Below are 15,741 nucleotides of genomic sequence, written 5' to 3'. Positions count from 1 at the left end.
AACGCGATCGCCTCTCTACACACTCATTTCCAACATACGCTGAATCGGTCGTAGAGCCGCTACTTGTATGTGTTCAGGTAGCGTGATTTCTGGTTGACGATTCTTCATGGCAAGATACAGCTTTTCTAAGGTATTAAGCCGCATGAACGGACACTCATTACAGGCACAATTGTTGATTGGTGGTGCTGGGATGAAGCGTTTACCAGGTGCTTGCTTTTGCATTTGGTGAATAATCCCCGGTTCCGTCGCCACAATAAAAGTTTGAGTGGAACTTGCTTGAGAATACTTCAGCAATGCAGTAGTCGAGCCAATATAACTGGCGTGACGCAGTACCGTGGGTTCACATTCCGGGTGAGCAATCACCTCCGCTTCTGGATGTTCAATTTTAAGCTGAACAATCTTCCGTTCTGAGAAGGTTTCATGGACAATACAACTTCCCTGCCACAGCACAAGGTCTCGTCCCGTTTGTTCCGCTACATAGCGTCCGAGATTGCGATCCGGAGCAAAAATAATCGGTTGGTCTTTGGGAATTTGGTTAACAATCTTGACCGCGTTGGAACTGGTACAGATGATGTCGCTCATCGCCTTGATTTCGGCGGAGCAGTTGATGTAGGAAATGACCAGATGATTGGGGTGAGCGGCCTTAAATTTGGCGAAAGCATCGGGTGGACAACTATCGGCGAGTGAGCAACCCGCGTCTAAATCGGGCAACAACACCAGTTTGTCAGGATTGAGGATTTTGGCGGTTTCTGCCATGAAATGGACACCGACAAAGACAATCACATCGGCATCGGTACTAGCGGCTTTGCGCGAAAGTTCGAGGGAATCGCCAATGTAGTCTGCGATATCTTGAAGGTCGGGGTCTTGGTAGTAGTGAGCCAGCAGGACGGCATTGAGTTCTTTTTTGAGAGCACCAATGGCTTCAAATAGGTCGTGAGGTAAGGCACCAGTCTGGGCAGAGTCTCGTTGGGCAAGTGCAGTGGTAAACACAGTTCGGAGTTGCCTTGGTTAAAAAATTGCTACTTGGGGCAATTATAGTAGTTTTTACCAAAAATGGCTGGGGTCGCTAACCTAGTTGAGGCGTGACATTTTGACGTAGGGGTAGGACACCGCAAGGATAAAAAATCGAGAAATCCTTTTCTAGCAAGAAATCAGGCTTCATCCTTCATACTTCGTTTAATCAAAACGAGTCTGAGTTGCCTATCCTGGAAAAAGGTAGGCAGAGAAAGGGATATGACCAGTTATCACAATAATCCCGTCAAAATTGCTGTTGTCGGGGACATCCACGATCAATGGGAAAACGAAGATGCGATCGCTCTTAAGCAGTTAGGCGTTGACCTCGTTCTATTTGTGGGAGATTTCGGCAATGAATCGGTCGAAATCGTGCGAATGATTGCTGCTCTCGACCTCGATAAAGCAGCAATTATGGGCAATCATGATGCCTGGTATACGGCTTCGGACTGGGGGCGAAAGCGGTGCCCTTATGATCGAAAAAAGGAAGATTGGGTGCAGCAGCAATTAGATTTGCTGGGAGAGGCTCATGTTGGTTATGGGTACTTGGACTTTCCCCAGTTTCAGCTTTCTGTTGTGGGGAGTCGTCCGTTTAGTTGGGGTGGAGAAGTTTGGAAAAATAACGAGTTCTATCAGGAACGGTACGGCATCACCAGTTTTGCAGAGTCAGTTGAGCGCATCGTCGAAGCGGTGCAGAGTGCGGCTTATGAAACGATTATTTTTATAGGCCACAATGGACCCACCGGGTTAGGCGACAAGGCAGAAGACCCCTGCGGTAGAGACTGGCAACCTCTGGGTGGCGATCATGGTGACCCAGATTTTGCCGAAGCGATCGCGCAAACTCAGACGCTGGGTAAAAACGTGGCTTTTGTTACCTTTGGTCACATGCACCACTCCCTGCGCCATACTAAAGAGCAACGACGGAGGGCAATTATTGCGAGGCCAGAGGGAACTGTCTACTTGAATTCGGCAAGTGTGCCCCGGATTATCCAAACGGAAACGAACAGACTTCGTAATTTTTCCCTGGTTTCCCTGGAGGGGGATGGGGTTTCCCAGATCTCCCTGGTTTGGGTAGGTCAAGACTATTCAGTGGTTTCTGAACAGGTGTTCTATCGGCGTCCTGAATCCGTGGAAGTGCAACCGGTTTATAGTTAGTTCGCCATAAGTGCCAAGGATTGATATTATAGATTAGCCCGGAGAGGTGGCAGAGTGGTCGAATGCGCTCGACTTGAAATCGAGTGACTCGAAAGAGTCCGTGGGTTCGAATCCCACCCTCTCCGTTATCCAGTGAAATGGTATTGTGAGCGATTTCTTGGTTATCTTGGTTCGTGACATTGCAAATACGCAAGTCGTTGTGCGTGAATCTCCGAAAGACGGCTGAAGGCTTCTTCTGTATATCGCTCTGCTTCTCGCTCAATGGCTGACCAAACTAGCTTCAGTGCTTTCGAGTCTCGGCAGGCGCGAATTAAGGTGCAGCAAGCAGCTACCCATTGTTCTAGTTGGCGGTAGCTGATAAAGTAGCCGCCCATGCCTTGAATATGTACCCACAGCACATGCTTCCATTTTTCCCAGCGCCAAACTCGGCTTGGGTCAATTTTGAGATATTTGGCAAGTTGTTTGCGGGTGATGACAAAGGTTTCGGGGTTGATGCGATGGCGCAGGACATTCATGGTTGTTGTGGAGTCGGTGCAGTCTGTGCTGAATCTTGGAAGAACCCCTCCCCTCACTAAAGCTCCGGTTAGCGAGGGGAGTGGCGCAGTCCGCCAGGGGTTAAAACCCCTGTCTCATAGCGAAAGTCCTCTAAAGAGGACTATCAATCCCTCTTTGAGTCGTCTTCAGACGACTTGGGCTATGAGCGAGGGACTTAAGTCCCTCGCTGTTTGGAGAAGAAGAATCAGCCCTGCCGTTTCCGGGGGGATTGAGCCGGAGCATATAGGAGGATGTCACTCCGGTGACTTCGGCACGCAGGTTTCTACCTCATCTGGCATTACGTCAAAAACAATTTCATAGGGGACGCTGGGTATCATTTGCTTGAGGATTCGCAGATGCCCCTCCGCGTCAACTCGGCGGCGAAAGCGTCCGACGATGAGGGTACGCATATTGGGGAAGGGACGGATGATGCACCAGGGATTGAGCCGTTGTAAGTAGGTCATGACGCCCTCCTAATCGGATTTGCGGGTTGCTTTTTTAGGGTGTTTTGAATGATGGTTTCAAGTGTGTGGCGTCGGGTGTCGTTGTCTTGCGGGTGAAGTACCCAGGCGCTAATCGGGGCGGGTTGATAAGTCAGCGTGTAGAAGATTTCGGGGCTGATGATGACTTTCCAGACTGGCTGTTTGGGTTGTTTACGAAGTCGATAGCCGCGTTTGTGAAGTGCTGCTTTTATGGCAGCAATGTCTGTGGCGACTCGGAGTGCTTCCGTCGCTTTGGATTTTTTCATTGGTAATGATTTTTACTTAAAAACGATGTCTCATATATGGAGACATCTAAATTCTACATCATGTCTCCATAGACGAGACATTTACGGAGTCATCAGCCTCTGACACGATGTCCTTGGGACACGCTTCACGAAGAGGGGCATGGGAAAAGTAGGCAAAGCCCTTAAGCAGGTTTTAGAAACCTATGGAATTACGCAAAATAGGTTGGCAGTAGTAATGGAAACTAGACGCTCAAACGTTGGTCGCTGGTATCACGAACAGATAGACCCAACGGGCGACACCATTGCGGATATCGTTGCCGCTTTAAGGAAAATCGATCCAGATGCCTCTGAGGAGTTTATTAGGCTTTATCTGCGTGAGTCTAGCGATGATGAGGAGTAGGAATAGGGGAAGAAGTGCGATCGCTCAACTCTGGGTGCGAGGTTTATTTACGCCCACCTGCTTCTACCAATAATTCTGAAGTCTGTTGAGGCGTTACCAGAGTATTAGCGCAGAGGATACCAGAGGCGGCAACCGCAGGAACTCCAATCCCTGGCATGGTGCTGTCACCGACACGGTATAAACCAGCAATAGGGGTTTGGCAACTGGGAAACATACCTTTTCCTGCCGCGATCGCAGGGCCATAGGTTCCTTGATAGCGGCGCAGGTAGTGGGAGTGAGTTAAGGGTGTGCCGATCAGTTCTAAGACGACGCGTTGTCGGATATCGGGAATGATGCGTTCTAAGGCACGGAATAAGGGTTGCGATCGCGCTTTCTTCTTTTCCTCATACCCCTCATCCCGTTGCCATCCTTCGTAGGGTTCCAAGGTATAGGCATGAACGGTATGATGACCCTCTGGGGCGAGATTGGCATCCCACACCGAGGGAATGGAAATCATACAAGTATTTCCCGGTTCTGTAATATCCTTATCGCGATCGTGAACAACGACATGATGCCCTGTCAGCCCCTCTAATCCCTCTGCCCGGATACCTAGGTGTAAGTGCATGAAACTATTAACCGCAGGTGTCTCTAAAGCGGATTGGCGGTAAGACTGGGGTAAGTCTTCTTTTCGCAGTAGGGGCAAACGACCGTTTACCCCTACAAAAGTATCCCAAATCGTGGCATTGGAGATGACCACAGGGGCTTTGAGGATTTCCCCTTGGCGTAACCGTACCCCAACGACTTTACCTGCTTCTACCAGAATTTGCTCGACGTGAGCATTCAGTCGCAACTCGCCACCCCAGCGTGTTAAGCCGCGTACCAAAGCTTCTACAATTGCCCCACTGCCCCCAACGGGATACTCTACGCCTGCGCGGGTGCGTTCGCCTAACATAAATGCTACTTCCGGCGCGATCGTGCCGTGTGCCTTCAGTCCCGATAGGAGAAAGCACTCTAAATCAATCAACCGCCGCACCCAAGGGTCACAAACCTCTTTGTCCATAACATACCCGACGGAACCCTGGATGATACCGAGTTTGGGTAGCATTTTGAACAGCGAGGGCAAATAGCGTCCCAACAAGACAGGAAGGAGCTGCCAATCGGCTCTCAGGGCAAGGGTTGGGATATCCCGTAAGCAGTCATAGAGGGGCAACAAACGTTTTTCAAATCGTTCAAGTTCCCTAGCCCCCTGCGGTGTAATCTGAGCAACAGCCTCTCGATAGCGATCGCCATTGCTGTAAACTGGAAACGTTTCTTCCGGAAAATGGTAATATCCCAAGGGGTCGTAGGAAACGACTTGCAACGATTCTCCGAGAACGTCCAATACTTGCCGCAAAGGGTTGAGGCTGGGACGTTGGTCACTTAGGCCGCAGTAAAACGAAGGACCCGAATCAAACTCAAACCCCCGCCGTTTAAAACTATGAGCGGCACCTCCGGCGATCGCATGGCTCTCGCACACCAGCACTCGCTTACCGTACCGCGCCAATAGAGAGGCACATGTTAAGCCGCCAATCCCACTACCAATAACAATTACATCAAGGCTCAATGATGCTTCTCCGATTTCAATACCCTTTACAGAACTCTGACGTTGAAAGCCCTCTCTTGAGAGAGGTTCACCGCTAGTGAGCAACCCGTTATCGCTCAAAAAACAAAAATCCTCGTAATCCTGTATTCCTGGGAATTTGGTGATTTTGTTTTTTAGGAGGAGGAATGAATTCGAGTAAAGCTTACCCTTAAGGAAGGCTTTACCAACCGCTTGAGAACTTGAGTAGTTAATGTTCTCAATAATTACCATTTTAGCTGAGCAAGTGGCAAAACAAGGAGGGAATTTATCGGTACATATTTCAACAAATATTACTGATTCTTGACAACTATTTTGCTACAATTTTAGAGTTTATTTGTTCAGAGGTAAATCAAGTCAGGAAGGGCAGAATATCTTATGCACATCAGCTCTAGTTGAAATTGTAGATAAGGCTAAAGTACTAAATATAGGCTCAGGATTAAAAAATTGGCTGATTTGTGTATCTAATGTAGGAACTCGTAGGGTTATTAATCGAAAGTCTATCAAATCTCTGAACCCTTGATACAAGGAACCAAGTACCATCCAAAACAATGGCAAACCCTACGAATTTGGGTCAATAAATTAGCTAACATCTAGCAAGGTAGGAGTGTCAACGGCCTCGATAGGTGAGTGTCGTTTAACATCCGCTGATAATGGTCGTGTCTTTAGTACTGAGGAGAAGTCAACAGTATCCTCTTATTCAGGCTCAACGTTTCAATTGGGCTTAATTTTTCTTGTCGGGGTTGCATTCTTATTCGTTCAGTAGAAGAGAGCAAAAGCTAAAAAAGAGCAGAGTGATGAGTAGCAAAATATTAGAAGAAGCGCAAGCAAGACTGAGACAGTCTATTATGACCTATCAGGGACAGCCAGTCGGGACGGTAGCGGCAAAGGAAGAAGCTCTCGAAGAAGAACAACTCAACTATGGACATTGCTTTGTCCGCGATTTTGTTCCTTCAGGGCTTGCCTTTCTCATGCAAGGAGAACGAGAAATTGTCCGCAACTTTCTTGAATTTACCTTAGCGTTGCAGTCTGACAGAGCTGGGTTAAAGAAAGGTCAAGGGTTATTTGGTGAAGTGAGGCGAATCTGGGAGGGGAAAGAACTTCTCATTGATGGCATTCGCCTGGGAGATGGTTTGATGCCTGCTAGCTTTGAAGTGACATCAAATCAAGAAATTGAACCGGATTTTGGTCAGCGAGCGATTGGCAGAGTAACACCGGTTGATTCGGGTTTGTGGTGGATTATTCTGTTACGAGCTTATGAAAAAGCTTGTCAGATAGCCAACCGACCGGAAGAGAGCATTGCTCATCGAATCGAATTCCAACGGGGCATCCAATTAATTCTGGATATTTGCTTGAGTAAGCGATTCGACATGACCCCAACCATGTTAGTGCCAGAGGCGGCATTTATGATTGACCGTCGGATGGGAGTTTATGGGCATCCGTTGGAAATTCAATCATTATTTCATCATGCTTTACGCTGTGCTCGTTATGAATTGCTCGTTAATGAAAGCTATATTGAAAAGCGGGAAGTGGATAGCCGTTTGCACTTGCTGACTAAATACATTCGAGAACGGTATTGGCTAGACCCCAAACGAGTGAGGGCAATCTATCGCTACCAGACGGAAGAGTTTGGGGAAACGGCTTTAAATAAGTTCAATATCTACGAGAATTCGGTTCCTGAATGGGTACTACCTTGGGTGGACAGAAAAGGAGGTTATTTAGTTGGAAATCTGGGTGTTGGTTGGATAGATTTTCGATTTTTCTCCCAGGGTAACTTGCTCAGTATTATTTCTGGATTAGCTACACCTGACCAGTCACAAAGCATTATGCATTTAATTGACCTGCAATGGTCGAAACTGATGGGACATATGCCGATGAAACTGTGTTATCCAGCCCTAGAGGAACGAGATTGGGAGAGTATAACGGGATGCGACCCCAAAAATGTCCCCTGGTCGTACCACAATGGTGGAAGTTGGCCTGTTTTACTTTGGTCTTTGACGGCCGCGGCTCTAAAAACGAAGCAAATAGAGATAGCTGAACGTGCTATTCAATTGGCTGAACATTACTTACTAGATGATGAGTGGCCTGAATATTACGATGGGAAGAATGGCAATGTTATTGGCAGAGAAGCAAGACTTTATCAAACCTGGACAATTGCTGGATATTTAGTGGCAAAATACTTGATTCAAGACCGCGATCATTTAAAGTTAATTACGTTTGATGATGAACCTGGAGTGAGTGAAGAATTAGCTCATAAGTAAGTCGAAACTTACTCATTTTCTGCTTGAATACTCCATCTTCGTAGGGGCAAGGCACCTTGCCCCTACATGTAGCGGATCTCCTTTTAAAGGAGTTGAAATGAGAAGAGGTGATCGCGTTTGAGATGCGAGTCAAATGTACAATCACCTCAGCTTTCTATGGGGCAAACAATCCCCACTCGATGAACTAAACATTGCCATTACCGTTATCACCAACAATGGAACGAATGCCCTCAATCGTTGCTGGAATACTGCGAGGGTCCATAAACATCACCTTGCTGCTGTCGCTACTACCAATCTTCATCCCCATCTCTAAATAATTCTGAGCCAATAAGAACTGGAGTGCTTCATGAGCACCAGAGTCACCCTTCATCGCCTTGGTAACAATTTGTAGCGCCTCAGCTGTCGCTTGTGCTCGCAGGACTTGCTGCTGGCGTTCTGCCTGGGCTTTAAGCACGATCGCCTTTTGTTGACCCTCTGCTTCCAAAATCGCTGCCTTTTGACGCGCTTGGGCATCGAGTTCTAGGGCTTCCGCTTTCCCTCTAGCCGAGTTAACCGCAGATTCCCGTTCCCCCTCAGAAGTCAAAATCGCCGCCCGCTTGCGCCGTTCTGCCGACATTTGCAACTCCATCGAATCTTGCACGGCTTTGGATGGGATAATATCACGCAGTTCAACTCGCGTCACTTTCACACCCCAAGGGTCTGTTGCTTCATCCAATTCCCGCAGCAGGGTTTCATTGATTTCCGACCTAGCGGTAAAGGTTTGATCGAGTTCTAGCTGACCCATTTCTGCACGAATCTGGGTTAGCACCATGTTCTGCATTGCTAGTTTGAGATTTTCCACCTTGTAGTAGGCTTTCGCCATATCCATAATTCGCCAGTAGACTACCGCATCAGCCGTGATGGCAACGTTGTCGCGGGTAATGCACTGCTGAGGAGGGACATCTAACACTTTTTCTCGAATCGTTTCCTGAAAAACCACCCGATCGAGGACAGGAACGAGAAAGTTAATACCGGGTTCTAATTTCTTGCCGCTATATTTCCCCAATCGTTCCACTAAGGCTTCGTTACCTTGATTGACAATCTTAACGGAGCTGGCAAGACCTGAAGCACCCAGAACCAATGCAATCATCCAACCCAAAAATTCCATCTTAAGCCTCCTATGAGTTTTGCGTAATATTCCACAGCTTGCGCTGAATAAGAGTTTTGAAATCGACGTTTGAGCTAAATGCTAAAACTCCGGATGCGGAGTGTAATTTTTTAGACAGAGCTAGCGATCGCCTGATTGCAGTGTGTTCGTATGAACTTCGGCTTGGGCAATCGCCGCTCAAATCACTAAGCTTAGGAATGCAACAGGTTTCGTGGCACAACAATTAGGGTGTTGCCTTCCCGGCGGACGACGTAAACTTTTTGGTTAGGCGCGATCACTTCTAGTTCATCTTCACAACGTGCCCTCCAGGAATTGCCTTCGTAAAGTACTCGCCCGGTTTGTCCTGCTGAAATTTCTGTCATGGTTTGCGCTTCCTTTGCATCCAAAGTTTTAGACGCCTTCGGATGCGGTAGGAAGCGACGGGATAGCCAAACCAGCGCTGTCGAAAACAAGAGCCACACTACCACTTGCAACGGGAACGCCGTCGGCAACATCCATGCCACCATCGCCACCACAAAGGCACTAAGCCCCATGAGGAAAGCGACCAAGGCTGTTGGCACAAACAGCTCTACTGAACAAAGAATCGATCCTGCCAGTAGCCAGAGCATCGAAGGACTTAGCAATGGCATATCCACCATCCGGTATCGCAAGCGTTTATATCAGTAGATCCAAGAGTTGATCTATTAATTCCAGTTTCTGTGGGCATGACTATCTGTGCCCATTGACAAGTTTGCCATGTTTCGATAACGTTTCTGGACACAAAAACCAGGTTTGTATTGATTCTTTTTACAGCGATTAAGCTACATCGGGGAAAATAAACAATTCGCCGACCTAACTCCCATTTATCCTAGTGAGCTCCTCGTTGACCCAACGAGGCGTGAGGTTGTCAGGATGAGGGCATCGAGAGAAGATAAGGAGTTGGGACTCGCTGTCTCGGCTGGCTCCCAGTGAAGTGAATATCCTGAACCGACTAGCCAACGCTTGCCTCCCCCTGAACACTTCTTTTGCCAATCAACTTAATGCTTGTTTTTAAGCCGTATTAAATTTATGAGCAGTTCCAAGCCGCTGATGAATCGCTATCTCTGGGCAGTTGGTTCAACTGCCATGCAGATTCCTGCTGGAGAATTCGTTAAAGACCGCTATGAGGTAGTTGCTCCACAAATTTGGCGAGATACGCAGCCGGAACTGCTACCAGAGATGCCTGCTCAACTGAGTGGCGATATCCTTACGTACCTGCGCTTGTATCCCAAACGCCTCCACGTTCCTGAGGTGTATGGCGTATGCGAGTTGGGCAATTCGGTTGTTACGTTGCTAGAAAATGTCCCGATTAATCCTAGCGGAGAACTGTATCCCTCCATCAAGTCGATGTGGACGCAGGTGCCAGCCGTCCGTCAGGTTTATTGGCTCTGGCAGATTCTAGAACTGTGGACGCCATTACAGGAAATGGGTGTAGCTTCCAGTCTTTTGGTTCCCGATAATTTGCGGGTTGAGGGGTGGCGGCTGCGGCTGCGGGAATTCTATGTTGATAGCATAGCCTCTGCTGTTGATGAGCCTGAGCGAGAAGCCTTGGTGGCATCATCTATAGGGGGTGGGACAAGTTCCTCAGACGGATTAGAAAGCGAAAAATCCTCTGGCGTCAGTTCCACCCTGCTCAGGCGCGCCAAGAAAGCCAGTCTCCAACAACTCGGAGAGTTGTGGGCCTCGTTATGTTCTAAGGCCGCGATGTCCGTGGCGTCTCGCTTACAAGCGCTTGCCCAACAGTTGCAAGGCGAGGAGCCTTCGTTAAAAGCGATCGCTACTACTCTCAATAAGCTATTGCTAGAACAAGCCGCTAGACAACCTCTGCGCCTTAAAATTGCGGGTGCTACAGATATAGGTTCTGTGCAAAAGCACAACGAAGATAGCTGCTATCCCACAATGGCCGACTTACCGGCAGACCTCAGCCTACCCCGTGATTCCTTAATTCCTCATCTATCTATCGTTTGTGATGGCATTGGTGGACATGAGGGCGGGGAAGTAGCCAGCCAATTGGCGGTGCAGTCTATTAAACTCCAAGTACGGGCACTCCTGTCTGAGTTAGCTGAAGACCCGGAACTGATGACCCCGGAACTGATGAGTCAGCAGCTAGCTGCCATTATCCGGGTCGCGAATAACTTGATTGCCTCTCGTAATGATGAACAAGAACGAGAGTCCCGGCGTCGCATGGCAACCACACTAACCCTGGCACTGCAACTGCCCCAGATTATGAAGATGGCGGATGGTCAGGGCAATGCTCACGAACTCTACATTGCTAGTGTGGGAGATAGCCGTGCCTACTGGCTGACTCCTCGCTACTGCCAACGGCTAACAGTGGATGATGATGTGGCAACACGGGAAGTCCGGTTGGGTCGCAGTCTCTACCGCAAGGCGTTGCAGCGCCCTGATGCTGGGGCACTCACTCAAGCGGTGGGAACTAAGGATGCTGAGTTATTACGTCCAACAGTACAACGGTTCATTTTAGAGGAAGATGGATTACTACTTTTATGTTCTGATGGTTTAAGTGACAACAACTTACTTGAACAATTTTGTGTTGACTACCCACGAGATGTTTTTAGTGGCAAGCTTTCTCTCGAAGCGGCTGTGCAGTCGTTAATTGACCTCGCCAATCAAAAGAATGGTCAAGATAACATTTCGGTTGTTCTCAGCTACTGTGCTGTTTCTCCCCAATATCCGGTGGTTCTGAATCTTGGAGAACTCCCCGTCGGTACCAAGGACTACACCTTTACTCTGGACACAGACTTTTCTGGATTACGTCAGGATTATGAGTCGGATGAACCGGAAATAACACACGAAAGCGAACCTGTTGTCCAAACCTCAAAAGGCGAATGGTTTAAAGTCATTCTTGGCATGGTGGGGGTCTTACTGGTACTATTTTCAGCGGGTGCGGCTTTATTGACGGCTCAGTGGCTGATTAATCCCGATGGGTTCCAGAAGGTGCGCGAACGCATGTTGCAAACCGATCGTATTAAGATTTCTCCATCTTCCTCCGTTCCGACACAACCCCCCGAACAGGGAGAAAGGTAGAAGAACACTAGGAAGGTTATGGTGTTTAACGGAGAATGGCGCTCAAACTCCGGTCACTCCGTCACCTTCTTACTTCAATCCCTGTCAGGATTAGTTGAGTCGAGCCTTTGGAAGGAACACTGCTGTGCAAGAATAGAAAGGTTGTCTGGGCAAGTTCCGGCTTAATTCAGGCTATTTGAGAGAACACGAGCTTCATCTATGAAAGTTGGCGATCGCGTCCGTATTAACAAATCTGTCATTGTTTACCACCATCCTTCTCACAAAAACGAGCCTTTTGATCTCAAAGGGCTAGAAGGGGACGTACTCGGAATTGTTGTTGAGTGGCAAGGCAGACCTGTGAGCGCTAACCTGCCTGTGTTAGTTCAATTCGATAAAAAATTCCGCGCTCACTTTCGGGAGGACGAGGTAGAAATCATTTAGCAACTCCCTGAGCGTCTCCTCCTCACTGAGGAGGTTAGATGCCTCCTCTTTCTACAGTTTTTTTGACAAATGAGTCAATTAATGGTAATAGACTAAAGAAAAATCACAAATAGTCTAATCCTACTGTTGTGGCTGCAACTTCGGCTGTAGGGAGCGTTAACGCCCATTCTCCACGTTCTTGGACGGTGAGGCGTTGTGGCTGGGATATTTTGAGGACTTTTACCATTAAGACTTGCGGCGACAAAACCAACCAAACAGGTTGATGTCTCCTTGCATTTTTTGCAACTCCTGCTTGTGGCTTTCAGCAGTGGCGCGATACCACTCACAGTAGCGTTCATGCTCCTGTCGATATAGCGCTTCCCGGTGAAACTCATGAGCGAGTTGGTAAGTGGCAAAGATATCAGCCGGTGGCGGAGGCGCTGGGACAATGAATTGGAATTTTTCTGGCATTCCTGAATAAGAGTAAATGAAGGTAGGTGGAACGGTAGGCAATTTCCCGTTGGTTTCCAGCACCTTCTTCCATAGTATTTAATTTTTAATTTTCAGCTTTTTCAATCACAGCCAGCCTCGGAGGCGATAAACGGCCATTCCGATGTATTCCTTAAGCGCACGAGTCGTTCTGTCGAGGCGCTCTGTATCCGGCATCAGGCTCAGCATAATGGCTTGAGGGCTGCTGTTCGGCTCCTCAATCTCTTGTTGACTGACCAAGAAGTCGGTGGGAGCGGGGATGGCGTCAATCCCCTGGCGTTGGAAAATCCGGAGCGATCGCGGCATATGCATCGCCGATGTGACCAATAAAATGCGGCGGATACCTCGCTCCTGCATAATTTTCTTCACATTGACAGCATTTTGGTGGGTATTGAGGGATGTGGGGTCTTGCAGGATAGCAGAGGACGGAACACCCACAGTTTTTAGGATTTGGGCCATATCTGCCGACTCAGATGGCCCACCCCCCCGCCAATCAATACGACCCCCGGATGAAATCACAACAGGAGCCTTACCTTCACGGTAGAGTTGGGCACCGTAGAGGACGCGATCGCCTTGTTCACTCAAATCGACTCCGGGTCGTGGGGGAAAAGCCGATTTTGTTGCACCGCCTAAAATCACAATTGCGTCAGCCGTCGGTAATGTTTTAGGTGGGATCTGCTGCCACTCTAAGGATTTCACCAAGCCATTGGCGACCCAATTATTGCTAGCTAACAATAACACCATCAAAGCCAAAGAAATGGGAAACGGCACCCAGCGAGAGCGTCGCCACCACATTACCAATGCCACAACCATGAGTATGCAAGCGAGTCCCAAGGGGTACAAGAACAACGGCAGCAGCTTGGAGAGGAATAAAAACATGCTTATTAGGTCTAAGGGTGAGAACCACGAAGACGGAGTCCGGTAATATTTTTTCCTTTGTCATTAAAGGCGGCAGATGCGGATTCAGGCGAGACTTGTGGGGGAGGATTTCACCGTCTCAAGAAGCCGCCAAAAGTTACCAGGGGCTTTTGGGTGCGCCGTCTAGAGCGATTATCTCTCCGCTGTTTGGCTAAACGTAGCCCACTGACTCTGGGCTGTTCGTCTAGATCTAAATCCTCTTCCTCCTGCGATTCCACCACTCTGGGACCTTCCGAGCTTTTCCACCAACCCATCGCCCACCCTCCAGCGAGGCCTCCAGCAAAGCCGAGTAAGATACTTAAGGGAACTGGGTATCCCAGAAAGAAAAAGCAGAACAGAAAAAACAACCAAAGTCTTAAACCCGTTCCAGTGGAAAATCCTGTGAACAGACTGGGCTTTGATTTGTTATTACCTTTGTTGTCACTCATCACGAGTCAGCCAGTGAAGGGGATTGATTACCAAGTCTTACACTTTCAAACCGAAAGTTTCGCGGCATCAAAACAATTTTATAAGAACGAGGCGGGAAAACCCTAGCGACTGTGGTATTACAGTTAACGCGAGTCGATCCCTAAGGCTCGAATCTCACACCCGCGTCTGGACAGCTTTGACCTAGCAAGGTTTACGCTAAAAGATAAATTTTGTACAAGTAGACCCATGGTTTCTCTTGCCCGTAAGAACCTGCTCGAAGACATTCCTCGCTTCCTGGTGGCTCAAGCCGGAATCATGTTTGCCGTCAGCCTAGTGACCCTGCAAACGGGTATTTTCAACGGATTTACGCGCTCTACCGGGCAGTTAATTCATAATGCTGACGCTGATATTTGGGTGGCCTCAGAGAGTCAAGTTCAGATTGAACTAACCTTGCCACTGCCCCTTTCCCATGTCCTTCAGGCTCGAGAGGTGGCTGGTGTGGAGCTAGCGGAGGCTCTTATTTTTAGTGGTGCGATGTGGCGTCGATCCGAGAGCGAAATTGGACTTGTCAAAGTCGTTGGATTTGACCCCAATGGGCAATTGTTTACACCCATGAACCTGAAAAAAGGAAGTGTCAGTGCCCTGACAGAGCCTTACACCGCAATTATCGATCAGACAACCCTCAACTCTCTGGAAGTCAAAGGAGTGGGTGAAGTCGCAAATGTCAACTCCATACCCACACGAGTTGTTGGCTTAACCCAAGGCAACCGCGCAATTGTCTCGAATCCTTTTCTCTTCACCTCTTTAAAGAGTGCCAACGTTTATATCACGTCGGGGCAAAAATCTGATTTATCCTGTCAATTACCATCCGGTTCACAGGAATTAGTTTGTACCAACACCTCTATACGTTCCCCTGAAGATGGGGCACCGATTCAGCCTCCTCCTGTACCCGATAAATTAGTCGCCTCTGATTTGATTACTTATGTCTTGATTAAAGCCAAGCCGGGTGAAGATTTACAGGCACTCAAGAAAAAACTAGAAGCAGCTTTACCGAACACCCGCGCCTACACTCGTAAGGAGTTTATCCTAAAAAATCAAGACTACTGGCAGCAGCGAACCGGAGTTGGATTTATTTTAGGTCTGGGTGCCGTTGTGGGTATTATTGTTGGCGTAATTATTGTCGGTCAAATTCTTTATTCTTCCGTTTCTGACCATCTCAAAGAATTTGGCACGCTTAAGGCAATGGGGGCTTCGGATTGGACAGTCTATGGTGTGATTATTGAACAGGCAATTTGGATGGCCGTTACCGGTTATATTCCCAGTGTGGCACTATGCTATGGCGTAGCCACTTGGGCTTATTTTACCCAGGGCATCCTAATTTTAATCACACCCGTCTCTGCGATCGCAGTTTTTGGGATAACCATAGTCATGTGTGTTGGCTCAGCCATCTTTGCGATTCAAAAAGTCACCCGCCTCGATCCGGCAATGGTATTTAAGGCATAATCCCAATTCCCATCTAATGAACTACCCCGCCCTACGTTGTTGAGGGCGGGGTTTCTGCGACCTCGCCCGTAGGATGGTGTTTTGAACGCTTCAGCGACCCCAGTTGCTTCATCCCTCCACAAGATTTCC

16 protein-coding genes and 1 tRNA gene are annotated in these 15,741 nt (G+C 48.3%); 7 read left to right on the top strand and 10 right to left on the bottom strand.

Annotation, left to right across the window (positions count from 1 at the left end; translation table 11 throughout):
* Nucleotides 1-15: 15 nt before the first annotated feature.
* A complete protein-coding gene (nadA, locus tag NDI48_14120) occupies nt 16-990 on the bottom strand; it encodes a quinolinate synthase NadA (GenBank protein MEP0832307.1) in 975 nt (324 codons plus the stop codon).
* 243 nt (nt 991-1,233) lie between these two features.
* Between nadA and NDI48_14115 the strand changes: the two genes are divergently transcribed.
* Both NDI48_14115 and NDI48_14110 read left to right on the top strand, forming a co-directional pair.
* Nucleotides 1,234-2,166 carry a TIGR04168 family protein gene (locus NDI48_14115; GenBank protein MEP0832306.1) on the top strand — a complete coding sequence of 311 codons (933 nt, stop codon included), beginning with the start codon at nt 1,234-1,236 and terminating at the stop codon, nt 2,164-2,166.
* Nucleotides 2,167-2,206: 40 nt separating this feature from the next.
* A tRNA-Ser gene (locus NDI48_14110) sits at nt 2,207-2,291 on the top strand.
* 36 nt (nt 2,292-2,327) lie between these two features.
* Here NDI48_14110 and NDI48_14105 read toward each other — a convergent pair.
* The 3 genes from NDI48_14105 to NDI48_14095 all read right to left on the bottom strand — a co-directional run bounded on the left by NDI48_14105 (nt 2,328) and on the right by NDI48_14095 (nt 3,448).
* Nucleotides 2,328-2,681, bottom strand: coding sequence for a hypothetical protein (locus tag NDI48_14105; protein ID MEP0832305.1), 354 nt, complete (start codon nt 2,679-2,681; stop codon nt 2,328-2,330).
* Nucleotides 2,682-2,954: 273 nt separating this feature from the next.
* Nucleotides 2,955-3,164, bottom strand: coding sequence for a hypothetical protein (locus tag NDI48_14100; GenBank protein MEP0832304.1), 210 nt, complete (start codon nt 3,162-3,164; stop codon nt 2,955-2,957).
* Nucleotides 3,161-3,448: a hypothetical protein gene (locus NDI48_14095; GenBank protein ID MEP0832303.1), complete on the bottom strand. Its 288-nt coding sequence runs from the start codon at nt 3,446-3,448 to the stop codon at nt 3,161-3,163. The genes NDI48_14100 and NDI48_14095 overlap by 4 nt, the downstream gene beginning before the upstream one ends.
* 139 nt (nt 3,449-3,587) lie before the next feature.
* Between NDI48_14095 and NDI48_14090 the strand changes: the two genes are divergently transcribed.
* Nucleotides 3,588-3,827, top strand: coding sequence for a helix-turn-helix domain-containing protein (locus NDI48_14090; GenBank protein MEP0832302.1), 240 nt, complete (start codon nt 3,588-3,590; stop codon nt 3,825-3,827).
* 43 nt (nt 3,828-3,870) lie between these two features.
* On the opposite strand, the gene NDI48_14085 is transcribed toward NDI48_14090, so the two are convergent.
* Nucleotides 3,871-5,430, bottom strand: coding sequence for an NAD(P)/FAD-dependent oxidoreductase (locus tag NDI48_14085; protein ID MEP0832301.1), 1,560 nt, complete (start codon nt 5,428-5,430; stop codon nt 3,871-3,873).
* A gap of 791 nt (nt 5,431-6,221) precedes the next feature.
* Between NDI48_14085 and NDI48_14080 the strand changes: the two genes are divergently transcribed.
* On the top strand, nt 6,222-7,685 hold the full coding sequence (locus tag NDI48_14080) for a glycoside hydrolase 100 family protein (protein ID MEP0832300.1): 1,464 nt from the start codon (nt 6,222-6,224) through the stop codon (nt 7,683-7,685).
* A 184-nt stretch (nt 7,686-7,869) separates the two neighbouring features.
* Here NDI48_14080 and NDI48_14075 read toward each other — a convergent pair whose 3' ends face one another.
* Both NDI48_14075 and NDI48_14070 read right to left on the bottom strand, forming a co-directional pair.
* Complete coding sequence (locus tag NDI48_14075) at nt 7,870-8,832, bottom strand: SPFH/Band 7/PHB domain protein (protein MEP0832299.1); 963 nt, start codon at nt 8,830-8,832, stop codon at nt 7,870-7,872.
* A 191-nt stretch (nt 8,833-9,023) separates the two neighbouring features.
* Nucleotides 9,024-9,461 (bottom strand): NfeD family protein, encoded by a 438-nt coding sequence (locus NDI48_14070; GenBank protein MEP0832298.1) that lies wholly within the window; start codon nt 9,459-9,461, stop codon nt 9,024-9,026.
* A 418-nt stretch (nt 9,462-9,879) separates the two neighbouring features.
* On the opposite strand from NDI48_14070, the gene NDI48_14065 reads away from it, so the two are divergent.
* On the top strand, nt 9,880-11,895 hold the full coding sequence (locus NDI48_14065) for a protein phosphatase 2C domain-containing protein (GenBank protein ID MEP0832297.1): 2,016 nt from the start codon (nt 9,880-9,882) through the stop codon (nt 11,893-11,895).
* A 198-nt stretch (nt 11,896-12,093) separates the two neighbouring features.
* On the top strand, nt 12,094-12,315 hold the full coding sequence (locus tag NDI48_14060; protein MEP0832296.1) for a ferredoxin-thioredoxin reductase variable chain: 222 nt from the start codon (nt 12,094-12,096) through the stop codon (nt 12,313-12,315).
* A 225-nt stretch (nt 12,316-12,540) separates the two neighbouring features.
* Here NDI48_14060 and NDI48_14055 read toward each other — a convergent pair whose 3' ends face one another.
* The 3 genes from NDI48_14055 to NDI48_14045 form a co-directional block, all read right to left on the bottom strand.
* Complete coding sequence (locus tag NDI48_14055) at nt 12,541-12,765, bottom strand: hypothetical protein (protein ID MEP0832295.1); 225 nt, start codon at nt 12,763-12,765, stop codon at nt 12,541-12,543.
* 105 nt (nt 12,766-12,870) lie between these two features.
* Nucleotides 12,871-13,662 (bottom strand): YdcF family protein, encoded by a 792-nt coding sequence (locus NDI48_14050; GenBank protein ID MEP0832294.1) that lies wholly within the window; start codon nt 13,660-13,662, stop codon nt 12,871-12,873.
* Nucleotides 13,663-13,772: 110 nt separating this feature from the next.
* Complete coding sequence (locus tag NDI48_14045; GenBank protein ID MEP0832293.1) at nt 13,773-14,129, bottom strand: hypothetical protein; 357 nt, start codon at nt 14,127-14,129, stop codon at nt 13,773-13,775.
* A 226-nt stretch (nt 14,130-14,355) separates the two neighbouring features.
* On the opposite strand from NDI48_14045, the gene NDI48_14040 reads away from it, so the two are divergent.
* Nucleotides 14,356-15,612, top strand: coding sequence for an ABC transporter permease (locus tag NDI48_14040; protein ID MEP0832292.1), 1,257 nt, complete (start codon nt 14,356-14,358; stop codon nt 15,610-15,612).
* Nucleotides 15,613-15,741: the final 129 nt, after the last annotated feature.

Source organism: Microcoleus sp. AS-A8, assembly GCA_039962225.1.
GTDB lineage: Bacteria > Cyanobacteriota > Cyanobacteriia > Cyanobacteriales > Coleofasciculaceae > Allocoleopsis.
Note: the sequence above shows the minus strand (reverse complement) of the source record. Positions and strands in the feature narration are given on the sequence as shown.

What these genes read in the sequence shown, in the direction of transcription:
- NDI48_14115 (MEP0832306.1), top strand. Translation starts at nt 1,234, where the DNA reads ATGACCAGTTATCACAATAATCCCGTCAAAATTGCTGTTGTCGGGGAC.
- NDI48_14105 (MEP0832305.1), bottom strand. Translation starts at nt 2,681, where the DNA reads ATGAATGTCCTGCGCCATCGCATCAACCCCGAAACCTTTGTCATCACC.
- NDI48_14100 (MEP0832304.1), bottom strand. Translation starts at nt 3,164, where the DNA reads ATGACCTACTTACAACGGCTCAATCCCTGGTGCATCATCCGTCCCTTC.
- NDI48_14095 (MEP0832303.1), bottom strand. Translation starts at nt 3,448, where the DNA reads ATGAAAAAATCCAAAGCGACGGAAGCACTCCGAGTCGCCACAGACATT.
- NDI48_14090 (MEP0832302.1), top strand. Translation starts at nt 3,588, where the DNA reads ATGGGAAAAGTAGGCAAAGCCCTTAAGCAGGTTTTAGAAACCTATGGA.
- NDI48_14080 (MEP0832300.1), top strand. Translation starts at nt 6,222, where the DNA reads ATGAGTAGCAAAATATTAGAAGAAGCGCAAGCAAGACTGAGACAGTCT.
- NDI48_14075 (MEP0832299.1), bottom strand. Translation starts at nt 8,832, where the DNA reads ATGGAATTTTTGGGTTGGATGATTGCATTGGTTCTGGGTGCTTCAGGT.
- NDI48_14070 (MEP0832298.1), bottom strand. Translation starts at nt 9,461, where the DNA reads ATGCCATTGCTAAGTCCTTCGATGCTCTGGCTACTGGCAGGATCGATT.
- NDI48_14065 (MEP0832297.1), top strand. Translation starts at nt 9,880, where the DNA reads ATGAGCAGTTCCAAGCCGCTGATGAATCGCTATCTCTGGGCAGTTGGT.
- NDI48_14060 (MEP0832296.1), top strand. Translation starts at nt 12,094, where the DNA reads ATGAAAGTTGGCGATCGCGTCCGTATTAACAAATCTGTCATTGTTTAC.
- NDI48_14055 (MEP0832295.1), bottom strand. Translation starts at nt 12,765, where the DNA reads ATGCCAGAAAAATTCCAATTCATTGTCCCAGCGCCTCCGCCACCGGCT.
- NDI48_14050 (MEP0832294.1), bottom strand. Translation starts at nt 13,662, where the DNA reads ATGTTTTTATTCCTCTCCAAGCTGCTGCCGTTGTTCTTGTACCCCTTG.
- NDI48_14045 (MEP0832293.1), bottom strand. Translation starts at nt 14,129, where the DNA reads ATGAGTGACAACAAAGGTAATAACAAATCAAAGCCCAGTCTGTTCACA.
- NDI48_14040 (MEP0832292.1), top strand. Translation starts at nt 14,356, where the DNA reads ATGGTTTCTCTTGCCCGTAAGAACCTGCTCGAAGACATTCCTCGCTTC.